The sequence below is a fragment of the Clostridium sp. FP2 genome (genome assembly GCF_011065955.2).
Taxonomy (GTDB): Bacteria; Bacillota; Clostridia; order Clostridiales; family Clostridiaceae; genus Clostridium_AD; species Clostridium_AD tagluense.
In genome coordinates, this window is the sequence record NZ_JAAMNI020000001.1 from 2,246,099 (window position 1) to 2,262,376 (window position 16,278).

General features: G+C 31.7%; 16 protein-coding genes. 11 read left to right on the top strand and 5 right to left on the bottom strand.

The genetic code is table 11. The annotated features are described in order from the left end of the window. Positions 1-90: 90 nt before the first annotated feature. Genes G9F71_RS10790 through G9F71_RS10805 form a run of 4 tightly spaced genes read right to left on the bottom strand, consistent with a single transcriptional unit; the run spans position 91 to position 3,481 of the window. Positions 91-360, bottom strand: a complete 270-nt coding sequence (locus G9F71_RS10790; RefSeq protein WP_224626328.1) for a [Fe-Fe] hydrogenase large subunit C-terminal domain-containing protein — start codon at positions 358-360, stop codon at positions 91-93. Positions 361-371: 11 nt separating this feature from the next. Continuing rightward, the gene (locus G9F71_RS10795; RefSeq protein ID WP_164948293.1) at positions 372-1,544 is read right to left on the bottom strand and encodes a SpoIIE family protein phosphatase; all 1,173 of its coding nucleotides are present in this window, start codon (positions 1,542-1,544) and stop codon (positions 372-374) included. After that, positions 1,544-3,232, bottom strand: coding sequence for a [Fe-Fe] hydrogenase large subunit C-terminal domain-containing protein (locus G9F71_RS10800; protein WP_164948292.1), 1,689 nt, complete (start codon positions 3,230-3,232; stop codon positions 1,544-1,546). The genes G9F71_RS10795 and G9F71_RS10800 overlap by 1 nt, the downstream gene beginning before the upstream one ends. Before the next feature lie 3 nt (positions 3,233-3,235). Further along, positions 3,236-3,481 (bottom strand): (2Fe-2S) ferredoxin domain-containing protein, encoded by a 246-nt coding sequence (locus G9F71_RS10805; RefSeq protein ID WP_164946242.1) that lies wholly within the window; start codon positions 3,479-3,481, stop codon positions 3,236-3,238. Between the two features lie 134 nt (positions 3,482-3,615). Between G9F71_RS10805 and G9F71_RS10810 the strand changes: the two genes are divergently transcribed. Then, positions 3,616-4,560, top strand: a complete 945-nt coding sequence (locus G9F71_RS10810) for a LysR family transcriptional regulator (RefSeq protein WP_224626330.1) — start codon at positions 3,616-3,618, stop codon at positions 4,558-4,560. 38 nt (positions 4,561-4,598) lie between these two features. On the opposite strand, the gene G9F71_RS10815 is transcribed toward G9F71_RS10810, so the two are convergent. Beyond that, positions 4,599-5,225, bottom strand: coding sequence for an ankyrin repeat domain-containing protein (locus G9F71_RS10815; RefSeq protein WP_164948291.1), 627 nt, complete (start codon positions 5,223-5,225; stop codon positions 4,599-4,601). Between the two features lie 292 nt (positions 5,226-5,517). Between G9F71_RS10815 and G9F71_RS10820 the strand changes: the two genes are divergently transcribed. From G9F71_RS10820 to G9F71_RS10865, 10 genes are all read left to right on the top strand, one after another. After that, on the top strand, positions 5,518-6,243 hold the full coding sequence (locus G9F71_RS10820; protein WP_164948290.1) for a MurR/RpiR family transcriptional regulator: 726 nt from the start codon (positions 5,518-5,520) through the stop codon (positions 6,241-6,243). Between the two features lie 193 nt (positions 6,244-6,436). Next, positions 6,437-8,029 carry a PTS transporter subunit EIIC gene (locus G9F71_RS10825; protein ID WP_164948289.1) on the top strand — a complete coding sequence of 531 codons (1,593 nt, stop codon included), beginning with the start codon at positions 6,437-6,439 and terminating at the stop codon, positions 8,027-8,029. A gap of 16 nt (positions 8,030-8,045) precedes the next feature. Next, the gene (locus tag G9F71_RS10830) at positions 8,046-9,374 is read left to right on the top strand and encodes a 6-phospho-alpha-glucosidase (RefSeq protein ID WP_164948288.1); all 1,329 of its coding nucleotides are present in this window, start codon (positions 8,046-8,048) and stop codon (positions 9,372-9,374) included. A gap of 83 nt (positions 9,375-9,457) precedes the next feature. Continuing rightward, entirely contained in the window at positions 9,458-10,078 is a 621-nt protein-coding gene (locus G9F71_RS10835; protein WP_164948287.1) for a bifunctional 2-keto-4-hydroxyglutarate aldolase/2-keto-3-deoxy-6-phosphogluconate aldolase, read from the top strand. Further along, positions 10,078-11,079, top strand: coding sequence for a sugar kinase (locus G9F71_RS10840; RefSeq protein WP_164948286.1), 1,002 nt, complete (start codon positions 10,078-10,080; stop codon positions 11,077-11,079). Before G9F71_RS10835 ends, G9F71_RS10840 begins: the two co-directional genes overlap by 1 nt. 10 nt (positions 11,080-11,089) lie before the next feature. Beyond that, positions 11,090-12,808: a dihydroxy-acid dehydratase gene (gene ilvD / locus G9F71_RS10845; protein WP_164948285.1), complete on the top strand. Its 1,719-nt coding sequence runs from the start codon at positions 11,090-11,092 to the stop codon at positions 12,806-12,808. A 425-nt stretch (positions 12,809-13,233) separates the two neighbouring features. Then, positions 13,234-13,635: a DUF4418 family protein gene (locus G9F71_RS10850; RefSeq protein ID WP_164948284.1), complete on the top strand. Its 402-nt coding sequence runs from the start codon at positions 13,234-13,236 to the stop codon at positions 13,633-13,635. Positions 13,636-13,641: 6 nt separating this feature from the next. Then, positions 13,642-14,856: an ABC transporter permease gene (locus G9F71_RS10855; RefSeq protein ID WP_164948283.1), complete on the top strand. Its 1,215-nt coding sequence runs from the start codon at positions 13,642-13,644 to the stop codon at positions 14,854-14,856. Continuing rightward, positions 14,856-15,515 (top strand): ABC transporter ATP-binding protein, encoded by a 660-nt coding sequence (locus tag G9F71_RS10860; protein WP_164948282.1) that lies wholly within the window; start codon positions 14,856-14,858, stop codon positions 15,513-15,515. Before G9F71_RS10855 ends, G9F71_RS10860 begins: the two co-directional genes overlap by 1 nt. 32 nt (positions 15,516-15,547) lie before the next feature. Then, positions 15,548-16,270, top strand: a complete 723-nt coding sequence (locus G9F71_RS10865; RefSeq protein ID WP_164948281.1) for a TVP38/TMEM64 family protein — start codon at positions 15,548-15,550, stop codon at positions 16,268-16,270. Positions 16,271-16,278 lie beyond the last annotated feature (8 nt).

Genomic DNA, 16,278 nt, shown 5'->3' on the forward strand with positions numbered 1-16,278 from the left:
TATAAGCAAATAGGACTGCTTTAAAAGTATATTCTATTAGAAAATACTTTTAAAACAGTCCTATGTTTATGACTTTTAGCCATAAGGCACCTAAGTAAAGTTTAAAATGTCAATTGAATCCTTTATTGTTTTCTCCATAGCCTCTCTGCCATAGTCATCAACTAATTTCCTATCTTTAGCATCGTGGGTTAAGCAGGCAGCACCCCCTATGCAACCATCGTTGCAGGCCATGCCTTCAATAAAATTTTCTTTTAAAATACCTTTACTAGCTTTTAAAAGGGCAGTTCTACATTCTTCAATACCACTACAAGGAATAGGGGAGACTTTAAAATCTGTTACTCCTTGTTCTTTTAACCGCATGGTTTTACCTCCTAACATAAGCTTACTTTAACTTTCTTATCCATCTCAATTAAAATGACCTTAATTTCTTTTATAAAACTCATTTTAACTGATGCACTAATCTTCATACCATCTATTTCATTACCAGGGTTAATTGCTTTACCAATAAAGAAATTTACATCTGTAGCTTCCTCAAAGAGTAACTTTGCAAGTAGAGAAGCACCATCAGTTTTATTCTCTAAATCTAGGGATATTTTACTATTCTCTAAGTACTTTCTACCTAGTTCTACTACGCGGCCAAGGGTAATAACTCCTTCAGTAACTAAATCCACACCCTCTATACTAGCGATAGCAGGTATTTCTTCATCCTGAGAACTGGTAGCTGCCTTTATAGGTTTGTTTAAATAGTTACTAACCATTTTTGAAGTACTCCCACCGCAGACTATCTTTTTACCGGCCTTAGAAAAAAAGAGCTTTAGTATTATATTATCCTCCTCTTTTTTCTCGGGAGGGCCTATAATAAGGTTTACTACCTGTCTTTTTCTTATCTTAAATACTGCAACTGTTGAATCATCCTGAGGAGTACCAAGAGATAAATCCAGGCAGGCATCAGCGATGGCAGAGGCCATTCTCTGAGGTGACATATTAGGGGTATACCATAGCTCTATATATTTGATAATTTCATCTCGTGGCCAACCATTTGTAGTAACTCGCCCAAGTCCAGCACTGGTAATGCCATCTGTAAGTAAAATAATCATATCGTAAACTTGAAGTTGTATGTTGCTTTCATAGATTTCTTTTTCGCCAATAATCTTACAGGTGGAGCAGTAGGGAAAATTTTTACCTTCCCTTATTAAAATTACACTCGGATTATCAAATTGAGCTAAATAAGCATTATTATTATAGTGAACTAATTGAAATATTGTAAAAGTTGAGTAGGCAAGATTTCTAACCTTACATACAGGCAATGTCTTTGCTACGGTATACACACTATCTTCAATGGACATATTTCCAGCCATCATAGTGCTTAAAATTTTCGAAGTTAATGTAGCTAAAATGTTTGCTTTAATCCCACTGCCAAGACCATCAGAAAGCACAATAGTAGTGGTATCCTCTTTTTTTACCATGGTATAGTAATCTCCACAAATCTTCTCACCATGCTTACTGAGGCTTACAAATCCACACTCCATAAATATGTTCTTCACTAATATTCATCCTCCTCAAACATGGTGTTTTCCAGCTCTTTTAGGGCTACTTGTGTTTCGGCTGTAGTTTCGCCAAGTAGGGAAGCGATTTCGTGAACAATTCCTATTTGTTTTTCTAATATTTTGTCTGCAATATTTTTTGCGTTATTTCTTGAAGCTAACAGTTTTTCTCTCTTTAGGTGCTTGTTAGTTATATCTTTCATTATACAAATTACTACATGGCTATTCTTATCATATACTAGTAGCTCTTCGATGTATTTTTCATACTCTGCTAAATAAACCTTTTTATGTGTCCTACTTTCCTCTTTAGAAATTACATTGACAAAGTCAAACTCGTCCATAATTCTTGACACAGGTACACCTATAACATCTTCACACTTTAAAATCCCAAAAATATTACAGGCAGCTCTATTAATCTGTTGAATTCGGAGATCCATATCTACAGCTAAAATTGCATTGGGAGTTGCACTTATGATTTTATCTGAGAAGGACTCTGCTTTGCTCCTCATATAAGGAAGACACATGGTTATTTCAGCTTTACCAAAGTACACAGCAATAGCTTTTTCCTTACAGGTATTATAGCCGCAGGTACCACAATTAAGCTCATCACTGAGAGTATTTCTACCCATTTTTTTTAGTATAGCTGCAATATCACTTTTGCTAGGGGGGAGGCAAACAATCTCTTCACTTTTAATTTCTTTATAGAGATTTATATCTGTGTTTAAATCATAATCGCAGATAGTTTCCTTATTAAGGGCAAGTTTCTCCACCTTTATTTGTGCATTTATAAGCTTCAATTTATTTTTACCTCTTGCAGGACCATTAACGCAGCTGCCATTACAGGCACTCATTTCGATGAAGCAATTTTCAAAGTTACCTTCTTCTACTTCAATCAGTGCATCAATGCAGTTATCAATGCCATCTACAGAAATATATTTATAATCTGTATTTATGTTCATGGTTTTAATTATTCCACCAGCTACAGGAAACAATCTAGATAAGTATTTTAAGGATGGGGCATCCTCCATAGCAGTTATGTTAATCTGCGCATCTTCAAGCCACTGATTGAGTTCATCAAAGGTTAAAACCATATCTACTGCTCCTGGATAGTTTTCAATCTCATCTTTTTTAGAAATACAAGGGCCGATAAATACCACCTGTGCACTGGGATTTTTAGCTCTAATCAGATTCCCATGAGCTTGCATTGGAGATAAAATAGGAGCTAAATTTTCAAGAGTACTGGGATGATGCTTTTGAATTAATTTAACTACTGTGGGACAACAGGATGAGATTATTGTTTTTCCAGTGTTTTTAGCTATGAGTTTTTCATATTCACTCTTTACTAAAAATGCACCTTCTGCTGTCTCATAAGCGTCTGAAAAACCTAATTTTTTAAGTATATCTTTAAATGCTTCAAAGGTTGAAACATCATAATTTGCAATAAAGGAAGGGGCAACACTAGCAATGATATCTTTGTCTCCTCTAACTAAATTTTTAGCGATTTCTAAGTCGTTTCTAACTTCTTTAGCGTCCTGAGGACAGGTTAAAATACAATTGCCACAAAGTATACAGTCTCTTTCAAGAATTTGTGCCTGATGGTCCTTAACTTCAATAGATTTTACAGGACAATTCCTTATACACTTATAGCAATTTTTACAATTTGCTTTCTTTAATTTTAAAATGCTCATAGGTTAATCAACCTTCTTTAAAACATATTTATCAAAAACCTCTGTTAAATTCTCTTTTGTTACTCCAGTTACAAGCTGCTCATCCACTTTTATGGTTACCCCTAATTTACAATAACCAAGACAAAAGGCAGGCTTAACATAAACCTCACTATCTAAATGTTTTTCAGTTATCATTACCTTTAATCCATTCATTATTGAATAAGAACCTCTAACGTGGCAACTGCTTCCTATACATACTAAAATATCCATTTTACGCTCTCCTTTAAAAATGTTTATTTATGACTTAATTAAGAATTATTTGTGAGAATTGATAAAAAATTTACAATACTCTTATTGTAACATTGAACTTTAGGAGGGGGTAATGTATAATTTATATAGTACATATGTTTAATAATGAATGGGTGAGGGCTATGAACTTATTACACTTAAAATATATTGTTGAAGTTGAAAAAACTAATTCAATTACAAAGGCTGCACAAAATCTATTTATGGGACAACCTAATTTAAGTAGAGCTATTAAGGAGTTAGAAAAGAAGATTGGAATTACTATTTTCAAGCGTACGGCTAAAGGGGTTGAACCAACTAGAAAAGGTGCTGAATTTTTATCTTATACAAAGGCAATTCTATCTCAAGTTAATGAGTTGGAGTCTTTATACAAGCCTTGCGAATCGGATGTCATAAAATTTAATATATCTGTTCCTAGAGCAACTTATGTTTCTGTGGCATTTTCTGAGTTTGTTAACTCTCTAAATGAGGAAAGAGAAATAAATATATTTTTTAAAGAAACAAATTCCATGGAAGCAATAAATGATGTGCATAACGGAGATTCTAATTTAGGAATTATTCGTTATGAAAAACTATATGAAAACTACTTTTTATCCTTTTTAAAGGATTCGGATTTGGAATATGAACCACTTTGGGAATTTGACTTATGCCTGCTTATGTCAAAGGAGCATCCTCTTGCTAATATGGAGGATATTCCATATTATGACCTATGCAACTATACAGAGATTGTCCATGGGGATTTCCAGGTACCTTCTCTTTCACCTAGTGAAATTAAAAAGGATGCTGAAGCTAGGCTACATTTAAAGCGAATTTATGTATATGAGAGGGGAAGCCAATTTGACTTACTACAAAGGGTAAAGGGTTCCTTTATGTGGGTATCGCAAATTCCACAGGATGTTTTAGACCGTCAGAATATGATACTCAGAAAATCTTCTGCTAGTTCATTGGTTAATAAAGACATTATAATTTATAAGCAGAATCATGTCTTTACAACATATGAAAAGCTATTTGTTGATATGGTGAAGAATTTTACAAAGAAATAAAAGCATTTCATTAGAGTAAAATTTAATGAAATGCTTTTTTATTTATTCCCAATGTATTTTATTAAAATATCTTTAATTTTTTTATTTTCACAATAATCCAAGGGAGTCGATCCTGTAGAATTTGTTGAATTTATGTCAAAGCCTAGACTTATGAGAGATTTTAAAAATTCTTCAAAGTGTTCATCATAACAGTTAATATAATCATCGTGAAGAAGAGTATTTTTATATTTATCATGTACATTGATGTCTGCTCCATATTTTACAAGAAGATTAAGAAGCTCCACAGAATAATTAAAGCTGCAGTAAAACACTGGGGTCTTACCGGATATGTTGACTGCATTAACTTTAGCTCCTTTTTCCAATATCATAGTTATTACATCTATTTGAGGTTTTATTCTTGCACAAAGTTTATGAAGAGGAGTTTCCAAGAATTCACTGTGGTGACTGTTAATATCAGCACCGTTATTTATTAAAAGCTCAATTGTTTTAAAATAATTATTTTCGCTATTATTAATGGCATAATGAAGTATACTTTCCAGTGCAAAGTCGGAATTTAAATCCTTAGCCACCTTCAAATAATTCTTTATTTCATCTATGTTACCTTCTTCAATATATCTATAAATTGATTTAGGGTCTTTAGAGAATATATTACTGAATATTTTCATGTTGGGTACCTCCTGTTAATTAAATATTTTAGCATGCTTAAACATTAAAAAAACCAGCATCTGATGTGAGATTTTTAGCTTTAAAATCAGTTTATTGCTTTTATAATATTATTTTAACATATCAAGGTTAAAATGTAACCTTAGTGACAAGCTTTTTAGGAAAATTGTCCAAGGTATATTGACAAATTCGCAATACAATTTGTTTTGCCATTTCTTATAATTGAAACTTATGTTATATTTAGTGTGGGTAGAAAAGTAGCTATTGCTTTATATAGAGGAAGGAAGGCACAAGATGAAATTTGATATTTATAAAATTGCTGATAATTATAAATTGACGGAAATAGAGAGACAAGTGCTCCAATATATATTAAAAAATAGTGAGTATGTACTAAATAAAGGGGTAAGAGAAGTTGCTAATATTAATTATACTTCTGCAGCAACAGTAATTAAATTATCGAAAAAATTAGGATATACGGGTTATACTGACATGGTATATCGTTTGAATTTTATAATAAAAAATCATGAAAAAAATCAAGAGCATACTTCTGATATTACTAGTTTTATATCTTATATCGATAAAGAAAAAATAGAGGCTTTTGTTTCTATGCTTATCAAACATAGAAATAATATTATTTTTATAACAGCTACTGGCTTCTCTGATCCAGTTGCAGATTTTTTTTGGAGAAAGATGTTAGTATTAGGATTTAGATGTATTAAAACAAATTCCTATGCCGTATATGATAATAATCAGATAGGTGGTGGTTTAGTAATTGGAATATCTAAAAGTGGAGAGACTGAAAGTGTAACGAAAGTTATCGATTATGCAGTTGAAAATAAGTTAGATATTATTACTTTCACTGGAAAGCATATGGATCATATGTCTAAACAATCCAATATACATTTTTCTATATTGGATGATAAAGAATTAGATGACCGAAATATTACTGCTAATTATTTTTATGCTAGAGTGATGATTGTTATGGAATACCTATTAGATAAAGCAATGAATAATATATAAGTCGTTAAAAAGGCTTTCTCAAAACTAGTTTTTGGGATAGCCTTTTTTTTGTAAATGTAAACATATTCACTCTTTAGTAAACATGTTATTGAATTGGCCAAAACTATTAACAATATTTATTAATCATGCTATTCTATGTCTAAGTAATTACGAAAGAAAAATTTTATAAGATGGTGAAGGGAGATATAGTTAAATGAAAGACAAGATTTTAAATGGTATGCAAAAATTTGCTAAAGCTATGATTGGACCGGTCTTATTCTTGCCAATCATAGGTATGCTAATTGCTTTGACGGCTGTTCTTACTAATACAGCGTTTGTTACCCAGGGTGGATTAATCTGGTCAATAGGTAAATTCTTAAATGGTATGTTGTCACCAATCATGAACAATTTAAGTGTTGTGTTTTGTGTTGGAATTGCCATAGGTATGTCAAAAAATAAAAAATCAGATGCAGCGTTTGTATCTATAATGTCCTATATTTTGTTTTTAGGTGCTAACAGCAAGTGGTTAGAATTATCAGGTAAATTAATTAAGGGCAATACAGCAGGTGCTTTGTATGGTACAGGGCAGACAATTCAGCTAGGATTCCATGTAACAGACATGGGAGTTTTTCTAGGAATGATTTTAGGTGTTCTAGTAGCCATAACTCACAATAAGTTTATAAACAAAGAATTTAAAGGTGTTATGGCCCCTTATGGAAATAGCAAATACGTATTTATTAGAATGATTCCAATAATTGCAATATTCAGTAGCGGTGTGACTTATATTTGGCCAACTATAGCAAATGGAATAACGGCACTTACAGGGTTTATGAGTACAGCAGGAGCATTTGGAGTATTTGTTTATGGATTTTTAAATAGATTCCTAGTTCCAACTGGACTCCACCATTTAATTTGGTCACCATTTTTATATTCTGCAGTCGGTGATCAGATGATTATTAACGGTGAGAATGTAATCGGAGCAAAACCAATATTCTTAGCATTACTTAATGATCCAACAATTATTATGATGCCAGATTCAGCGAGATTTTTGACTTATGGTTTAGTTAAAACTTTTGGTGTGATAGGTGTATCCTTAGCATTTTATTTTACTGCTAAGAAAGTAAAACGCAATAATTTAAAAGCTCAGTTAATACCATCAACCTTGACTTCTGTAATTGCTGGTATTACAGAACCCTTAGAATTCACATTTATCTTTGCAGCTCCAATATTATGGGTTGTGTACTCAGCTATTGATGGATTCTTTCAAATGTTGGTGTATTTATTTAATGTAAGGGTTTGTGCAACAAATGGTATTTTAGATTTTCTTGTTATAAATATTCCAGCAGGGATTGGCAAAACTCATTGGCCTGTATATATATTAATAGGGTTAATTGAAATAGGTGTTATTTTCATAGTATTCAAATTTATGATTGAAAAAATGAATTTAAAAACCCCTGGAAGAGAAGACGATGACACAGATTTTGTAATTGATTTAAATGAAAATACAGCAAAAGTTAAACAAGATATGAAAATAGGTAAGGTATCTAAAAATGTCATTGAGGATAGAGATAAAGCCTTGATGATTATAAAAGCACTAGGTGGAAAGAGCAATATAGTAACCTTGGAAAATTGTTTTTCAAGACTTAGAGTAGAGGTTATTGATAATAGTGTAATTGATGAAATAGCTTTAAAGGCTACAGGAGCATCTGGAGTTGTAAAAAAAGGAAAAAATATACAGGTTGTGTATGGTCTTTCAATTAATAAAATTAGAACAATTGTAGACGAAGCATTAGAAATAACAGAATAAGGGAGGAATTATTAAAATGAAAACATTTAAACTAGTAATCGTAGGCGGTGGAAGCACTTATACACCAGGAATTGTTAAAAGTTTACTTTCAAGAAAAGAAGAATTCAAAATATCAGAGTTAAGACTATATGATACAAATGAAGAACGTCAAAACAAAGTAGGTGTAATAGTAAGAAAAGTTGTTGAGATGTTTGATCTAGACGTAAAGCTTATATTTACTACTAATCCTGAAGAAGCTTTTAAAGATGCTGATTTTGTTTTTGCTCAAATGCGTGTTGGATTATACAAAATGAGAGAATTGGATGAGAAAATTCCATTAAAATATAATGTGATTGGGCAAGAGACCTGTGGTCCAGGTGGATTAGCATACGGTCTAAGAACTATTTACCCTATGGCTCAAATGATTGATTATTGTGAAGAATATGCAAGTCCAAATTATTGGATTGTTAATTATTCTAATCCAGCAGCTATTGTAGCAAAAGCTATGTATAAGTTAAGACCAAATGCAAGGATTTTAAACATATGTGATATGCCAGTTGCAATTATGAGAAATATGGCAAATATTTTAGATTGTGATAGACATGAAATAGAAGCGGATTATTTTGGATTAAACCATTTTGGGTGGTATACAAAAATTCGAGTAAATGGTGAAGATAAAACAGAAGAATTAAAGGCTTATGTAGCAGAACATGGTTATATTCCTCCAGATTCAAGAAGTGAAGTAAGGCATAATGATGCATCATGGATTCATACATTTGAGAATGCTAAACATATAATGAATATGTTTCCCAAGTATCTTCCAAACACTTATATGCAGTATTATTTTTTAGGAGATAAAATTGTAGAAGAATCTGATAAAAACCATACAAGAGCTAATGAGGTAATGGAAGGAAGAGAAAAGAAGATATTTGCAGCAGTGGATAACTATAATATTACTGGTGAAATTGATCTGACACAATTCTTTACAGGAGTACATGGAGAATTTATTGTGGAAGTAGCCATGAGCTTAGCATATGACCTAAGAAAGAGACATTTGGTTATGGTTGAAAATAAGGGTGCAATTAAAAATCTACCAGATGATGCTATGGTAGAAATACCTGCTTATATTACTAAAGATGGCCCAGAGCCAGTACGTGTAGGAGAAATACCGACTTTCTATAAAGGATTAATTGAGCAACAGGAAGCTTCTGAAAAATTAGTTGTTGAAGCTGCAATCGAGGGATCTTATGAAAAAGCACTTATGGCATTTACTATGAACAAGACGATTCCATCTGCTTTTGTAGCAAAACAAATTTTAGATGATATGATTGAAGCTAATAAAGATTACTGGCCAAAGTTAAAGTAAGGGGATTATATATTTAAAAAAATAGTTAAGGAAGACAAGCTTCACCCCAAGGTGGGGCTTGTTCTATTAGGAGGAGTTTTAAGATGAATATAGTAGACAGTATAATGAAAAATAAAATAGTTGCAGTTATCAGAGGAAATAGTAAAGAGGAAGCAGAGAAAATAATAGAAGGAGCTATAGAAGGTGGAATAAAAGTTATAGAAGTAACTTATACAAATAAAGATGCTTCAGAAATCATTAGAAGTTTAGTAGGTAAATACAAGAATGTAATTATAGGAGCAGGAAGTGTCTTAACAGTAGATACAGCAAAAGAAGCAATTGTAGCAGGTTCACAGTTTATAGTAGGACCAAACTTTGATAGCACTATAAGTAAATACTGTTTAGAAAATAAAGTTGATTATATACCAGGATGTTTTACCCCCACCGAGATAGTTAATGCATTAAAAACAGGGGTTAAGCTTATAAAACTATTCCCAGGAGAGGCAGTGGATCCTAAGTATATAAAATCTATAAAAGCTCCTATTAAAGATCTTAAAATAATGGTAACGGGTGGAGTTAATCTAGAAAATATAGAGGAATGGTTATCAAATGGAGCTGATGCTTTAGGAATAGGAAGTATATTAACTTTAGGAACTAATAATAAACACGAGAAGATAGCAAGTAATGCTAAAAAATTTATGGAAAAAGTTAAAGGTGATAAATAGTGGGGAAATTTCTTTCAATAGGTGAAATACTCTTAAGATTTACTCCAAAGAATTTTGATGTTTATGAAAATAGTAATGAGTTAGAATATTTTTTTGGAGGGTCAGAAGCTAATATATCATCAATACTTTCAGCTTGGGATATAGAGAGCACTATATTATCTGCACTTCCAGATAATGATATAGCCAAAAATATAAAAAGATATTTTAGAGGAGTCGGTGTAGATGTAAGTAATATCATAACAAAGGGTGATAAGATAGGATGCTATTTCTTAGAAAGAAGCTTAGGGGTAAGAAGTAGTAGTGTTATATATGATAGAAAACACAGTAGTTTCTCTGAACTTAATATTAATGATATTGATATTTTTAAAGTTCTAGAAGGAGTAACTTGGCTACATTTTAGTGGAATTACCTTAGGTGTAGGTGAAAATTCTAGAGAGTTAGTTAGGGAAATACTTAAAGAAGCTAAGAAGAGAGATATTTTTATAAGCATGGATTTAAATTTTAGAAGTAAGATGTGCAATTTCATGGAAGCTAAAAAATATATGACAGAGCTGGCACCCTATGTAGATTTTTGCTTTGGAATTGAACCTATAATGGTTAATGAAAAAGATACAGAAATGTTTGATAGGGAAAATTCAACTAAAGAAGACATATTTAAAAGAATGAAGAAATTAAAGAGTAAATTTGCATTTAAATATATAGTTCATACAGAACGTATAAATGATAAAGAGGATAATAATACCTATTACGCTTATGGATTAGGTGAAGATATTCAAGAATCAGTAAGACTAACTACAAAAATGATTGAAAGAGTGGGGAGTGGAGATGCCTTTGCATCTGGGGTAATCTATTCTATTATTAAAGAAAAAACTCTTAAAGAAGCACTAGATTTTGGAGTAGCTTCAGCTACTTTAAAGTGTACAATTAAAGGAGATAGTATGATAGTAGCTCCAAAGGATATAGAAAAAATAATATCAGAAAAAAATATTATAGATAGGTAGGGTGAAAAATATGTTATTTTCTCAAAGGTTAAGAAAAATAGCTCCTGAAATGGATTCTTTAAAAATAGGAATGGGATGGGACAGAAAAGATTTAGAAAAGATGCAAATAATAGTAGAAAGTACCTATGGTAAAAGTCATCCAGGAAGTGCTCACCTAAATATAATAGTAAAGGAGTCTATGGATGAATTAACTAATTTAGGAGCAAAAGCTGCAGATTACTATGCTACAGATATTTGTGATGGTCAGGCCCAGGGACATGATGGAATGAATTATTCTCTCGTATCTAGAGAAATAATTGCAGATATTATAGAGATACATGTTAATGCAACAGGTTTTGATGGGGGTGTATTTATATCAAGCTGTGATAAAGGAATTCCAGGAAATCTAGTAGCTATGTGTAGAGTTAACATACCTTCTGTAATTGTTCCAGGTGGAGTTATGGATGCAGGACCAAATCTTTTAACCTTAAACCAGGTAGGAACCTATAGTGCTATGCATAAAAGAGAAGAAATAACTAATGAACAATATGAATTCTATAAAGAAAAAGCATGCCCTAGTTGTGGAGCTTGCTCTTTTATGGGAACAGCAGCTACTATGCAAGTACTTAGTGAAGCTTTAGGACTAGCTCTTCCAGGTTCAGCTCTTTTACCTTCTACTTCAGGAATACTAAAAGTTTATGCTAAGAAGTCATCAAAAGCACTTATAAACCTTGTAGATAAAGGAATAAAGGTATCAGATATAGTTAATAAAAAATCAATTGAAAATGCAATAATGATTCATGCAGCTATTGGAGGATCAACTAATGCGTTATTACACATACCTGCTATTGCAAAGGAACTAGGGATAGAAATTAATCCAGAAGATTTTGATAGAATCCACAGAGAAGTACCTTTTATACTAAATGTACGACCAAGTGGACACTGGCCAGCTAATTATGTGTTTTATGCAGGCGGAGTACCAGCTATTATGAATAAAATTAAAAGATATCTTCATCTAGATGTTCTTACAGTTACAGGAAGAACCCTAGGAGAAAATCTAGATAAATTTAATGCTGTAGAAGCTTATGGTGAATATTTGAAATCAGTTCCTTCAGTTAATGTTAGTGAAATTATATATGATGCTGAAAATCCAATAAATAAAAGTGGGTCAGTATCTGTTCTAAAAGGAAATATAGCACCAGAAGGATGTGTAGTTAAACACTCAAGTCTTCCAGCTGAAATGAAGGATATAAAATTAAGTGCAAAAGCCTTTGATTCAGAGGAAGAAGCCTTTGAAGCTGTAATTAATGGAAGCATTAAACCTGGAGATGCAATAATAATAAGGTATGAAGGGCCAAGAGGTTCTGGAATGCCTGAAATGTTCTACACTACAGAAGCTATAGCATCAGATGAAAAATTAAATTCTACAGTGGCATTAATAACTGATGGAAGATTTTCTGGTGCAACAAGAGGACCAGCTATCGGTCATGTTTCTCCAGAAGCTACTAATGGAGGACCAATAGCTCTTGTTAAAGATGGAGATATAATCCATATTAATATAGAGCATAGAAGTATAAACATTGTAGAAATCAATGGAGAAGAAAAATCATTAGAAGAAATTCAAGATATACTAAATGAAAGAAAAAAAGAATGGAAACCAAAACCGCCTAAATATACAAAAGGTGTACTTGGAATGTATACAAGCATGGCAAGTTCTGGTATGAAAGGTGGAGTTATTGAGATAAGATAATTGAAAAATATAGATAAATATTAAGAATATGATTGGAAATAGAAATTAAATTGTGAAATATTATTCATGTGGTTCATCTTAATAATATGTAAGGATTTAGAAATAAGGCTTAGTATATAAATATACTGAGTCTTATTTTTATTATTGAAAACAATAAATTAACCAATTTTTGTAAAGGATAAATTATCTGATTCCATCATTAATTTATCCTTTATATCGATATCTGTTCCATATTTCACAGGAAGATTAAGAAGCTCTACAGAATAAATAAAGCGACAGTAATGCCAGACTAGGAAAATGATTATTAGATTTATCTATAGATATAGCTATAAACATAGAAGATATCTATTGGACAACTATAAAGAACATTGATAGTATATTTATGCGTTAATCTTTAATAAATATGAAAGTATAAAGGAGTAAAAATGAAAAAGAGAGTAATATACGGTATTTATTTTATTATTATAGGGGTGCTACTTGCGATAGGACCCCATACATTATTTGCAGTTTGTCCTAAAGGGGAAACAGTTATGAAATGCTGGTGGTCAGCACAGGCAGAAATTTCAATTGGCATTATGCTTATAGTAGCAGGAATTGCTATACTAGTTTTTAAATCAGAGGAAATTCAGTTTGGTATTTGTATAATGACCAGTGCTTTAGGAGTTGTTGCTATTTTAATTCCAAGTGTTCTTATTGGTGGTTGTATGAAAAAAACAATGATGTGCCAAAGTATGAGTTTTCCATGTATTTATATTATTGGAGGACTTACCACAGTTGTTTCCATTTTTAATTGTATATCCTTATTTAAACGAATGAAGAGGAATTAAAATAAAATGAAAAAACACAAGGACTTAAATATTTTCTCCATCTCACTGCAGAATATAAAGCATAGAGCCTTTCGTAATGGATTTATGATATTCTTTGTTTTTTTGCAGACGTTTGCATTATTTTTTAGTACTATGTTAATGATGAATATGGAAAGAGGAATTATAAATACAACCGAAAGAATGGGCGCTGAGGTAATTGTTGTTCCGAATAGGAATTCGAAAGAGCTACAGGAGTCATTATTTATGGGAAAACCTTGCACAATTTATTTTGATCGTCAGTGGGTAAATAAATTACAAGGAGTAAAAGGGGTAAATAAGATTTCACCACAGCTGTATTTAGCTACTTTGGAAGCAGCTTGTTGTGAGGCAGCAGTACAATTAATTGCTATTGATCCAGAAACTGATTTTCTTATAGAGCCTTGGTTAAAAACCCAAGGAAACCTAGAATTAAAAAAAGGACAAGTTGTGGTTGGTCATGATGTTATTGCGAAAGTAGGGGAAAAAGTTACTTTTTATAATACAGAATTTCAGGTTGCTGCAAAGCTTTCAAAAACTTCAATGGGATATGATAATTCTGTATTTATGAGTTTCGATACTGTCTTTGAGCTTGCAAATTCTAAGAGTGCCAATAATAACTTAAAATTAGATAATAGCGAAAATTTAATATCCATGATAGCCATAGACGCAGAGGAAGGGTATTCTCCTGATAAATTAGCTGTTGAAATTCAACATGTATATAATGATGATGATATTGCAGTACATACAGCAAATAGTCTCTTTAGTGGAATAGCTGCAGAACTTAAAAAGTTTACATCTTATAGTAGCGTACTAATTGTAATATTATTTATAGCTACGGCTATGGCCTTAATCAGTATTTTTACTATTACTATTAATGAAAGAAAAAGAGAATTTGGAATTCTATATACCTTAGGTGCCAATGGCAGACAAATTTTTTCTATGATAATAATTGAAGCATTGATTATTAGTATCATTGGAGGAGTCCTTGGGGTTTTGGTATCAGAAGGATTACTATTGTTATTTAAAAATTTTATTGGTATGAGTTTTGGAATTCCATATTTCGAAATGACCTTTACAGAGGTATTATTGGTATCTAGTAAATGCATGCTGGTATCTGTGCTAACAGGTTTTATAGCTTCTTTTTATTCTGCCTATAAAATAAGTAAAGAAGAGCCTTATGCGCTCATAAGGGAGAATGAATAATGATTTTAGAAATAAAAAACCTAAGCAAAGAATATAAAAGAAAAGATGAAATATTCTTAGCAGTTAATGATGTGAATTTATCAATTTCAGAGGGGGAGTTTGCATGTATAGTGGGTCCCTCTGGTTGTGGAAAAAGCACTTTGCTTAATATGGTAGCAGGGTTACTTAAACCTACATCAGGGGAGGTTTTCATTGATGGAAGTGAAATTTTCGGAAAAAGTAAAAATGAATTAGCCCTTCTAAGAAATGAAAAAATAGGATATGTATTGCAGGGACAAAATTTATTATCGAACTTTACAATTCTAGATAATATATGTATGCCTGCATATTTATCAACTAGAAAAAAAACAGTGAAAGCTAGGGCAATGGAACTCTTAGAGGAGGTGGGACTGAAAGGAATGGAGGAGGAATATCCAGCCAGGCTTTCAGGCGGTGAATTAAGAAGAGTTTCTATTATACGAGGATTAATAAATAATCCCAAAATAATTATAGCAGACGAGCCTACAAGTAATTTAGATCCTGAAAACTCAAAAATGATTATGAAATTCTTTAAAGAAATTAGCTCTAAGGGAACAACAATTTTAATAAGTACACATAATATTGGTCTTTTAGATTACACACAAAAAACCTATGAAATGGAAAAAGGAATTTTAAAATAAAAGACTATAATATTAAATTAAGGAGCGAAAAAATGGAAAACACACCTAATAAGAAAAAGAGTAGTTTTAGTAAAATTATAATAATCCTACTACTTTTAATTTTAGTTTTAAGTTATTTACTTGTCCCAACTATAAAGGAATCATTTAATACCATCTTTAAAATGTTTGCAAGTGGAGATTTTACACTTGTTAGTGCATTTGTAGCATCCTATGGAGCTTATGCGGCAGTTATTTCTTTTTTATTAATGATATTCCAATCTATAGCTGCACCACTACCTGCCTTCTTAATTACTTTTGCTAATGCAAACCTATTTGGTTGGTGGCAAGGAGCACTTCTTTCATGGACTAGTGCCATGGCGGGAGCCGTAGTTTGTTTTTATATCGCTAGGGTTTTAGGACGAGATGTTGTAATCAAATTGACAAGTAAAACAGGACTAGAACAAATTGATAAATTTTTTATAAAGCATGGTAAAATAAGTATTTTGATAGCCAGATTATTACCCTTTATTTCTTTTGATATTGTAAGTTATGCAGCAGGTTTAACTTCTATGTCATTTGGTTCATTCTTTATTGCAACGGGTATAGGGCAATTACCTGCAACAATTATTTATTCCTATGTAGGAAGTATGTTAACTGGAGGAGCAAAATTGTTTGTAACAGGCTTGTTATGTTTATTTGCACTATCTGCATTAGTTATATTGTTTAGGCAAATTTATGTAGAAAAACAAAAGAAAAAATCAACTGTAAATAAATAATCTATTTT

Bases quoted from the DNA above. Each gene is read 5' to 3' on its own strand.
- G9F71_RS10830 (WP_164948288.1), top strand. From the start codon at position 8,046: ATGAAAACATTTAAACTAGTAATCGTAGGCGGTGGAAGCACTTATACA.
- G9F71_RS10820 (WP_164948290.1), top strand. From the start codon at position 5,518: ATGAAATTTGATATTTATAAAATTGCTGATAATTATAAATTGACGGAA.
- G9F71_RS10815 (WP_164948291.1), bottom strand. From the start codon at position 5,225: ATGAAAATATTCAGTAATATATTCTCTAAAGACCCTAAATCAATTTAT.
- G9F71_RS10865 (WP_164948281.1), top strand. From the start codon at position 15,548: ATGGAAAACACACCTAATAAGAAAAAGAGTAGTTTTAGTAAAATTATA.
- G9F71_RS10805 (WP_164946242.1), bottom strand. From the start codon at position 3,481: ATGGATATTTTAGTATGTATAGGAAGCAGTTGCCACGTTAGAGGTTCT.
- ilvD (WP_164948285.1), top strand. From the start codon at position 11,090: ATGTTATTTTCTCAAAGGTTAAGAAAAATAGCTCCTGAAATGGATTCT.
- G9F71_RS10825 (WP_164948289.1), top strand. From the start codon at position 6,437: ATGAAAGACAAGATTTTAAATGGTATGCAAAAATTTGCTAAAGCTATG.
- G9F71_RS10835 (WP_164948287.1), top strand. From the start codon at position 9,458: ATGAATATAGTAGACAGTATAATGAAAAATAAAATAGTTGCAGTTATC.
- G9F71_RS10860 (WP_164948282.1), top strand. From the start codon at position 14,856: ATGATTTTAGAAATAAAAAACCTAAGCAAAGAATATAAAAGAAAAGAT.
- G9F71_RS10790 (WP_224626328.1), bottom strand. From the start codon at position 360: ATGCGGTTAAAAGAACAAGGAGTAACAGATTTTAAAGTCTCCCCTATT.
- G9F71_RS10855 (WP_164948283.1), top strand. From the start codon at position 13,642: ATGAAAAAACACAAGGACTTAAATATTTTCTCCATCTCACTGCAGAAT.
- G9F71_RS10850 (WP_164948284.1), top strand. From the start codon at position 13,234: ATGAAAAAGAGAGTAATATACGGTATTTATTTTATTATTATAGGGGTG.
- G9F71_RS10800 (WP_164948292.1), bottom strand. From the start codon at position 3,232: ATGAGCATTTTAAAATTAAAGAAAGCAAATTGTAAAAATTGCTATAAG.
- G9F71_RS10810 (WP_224626330.1), top strand. From the start codon at position 3,616: ATGTTTAATAATGAATGGGTGAGGGCTATGAACTTATTACACTTAAAA.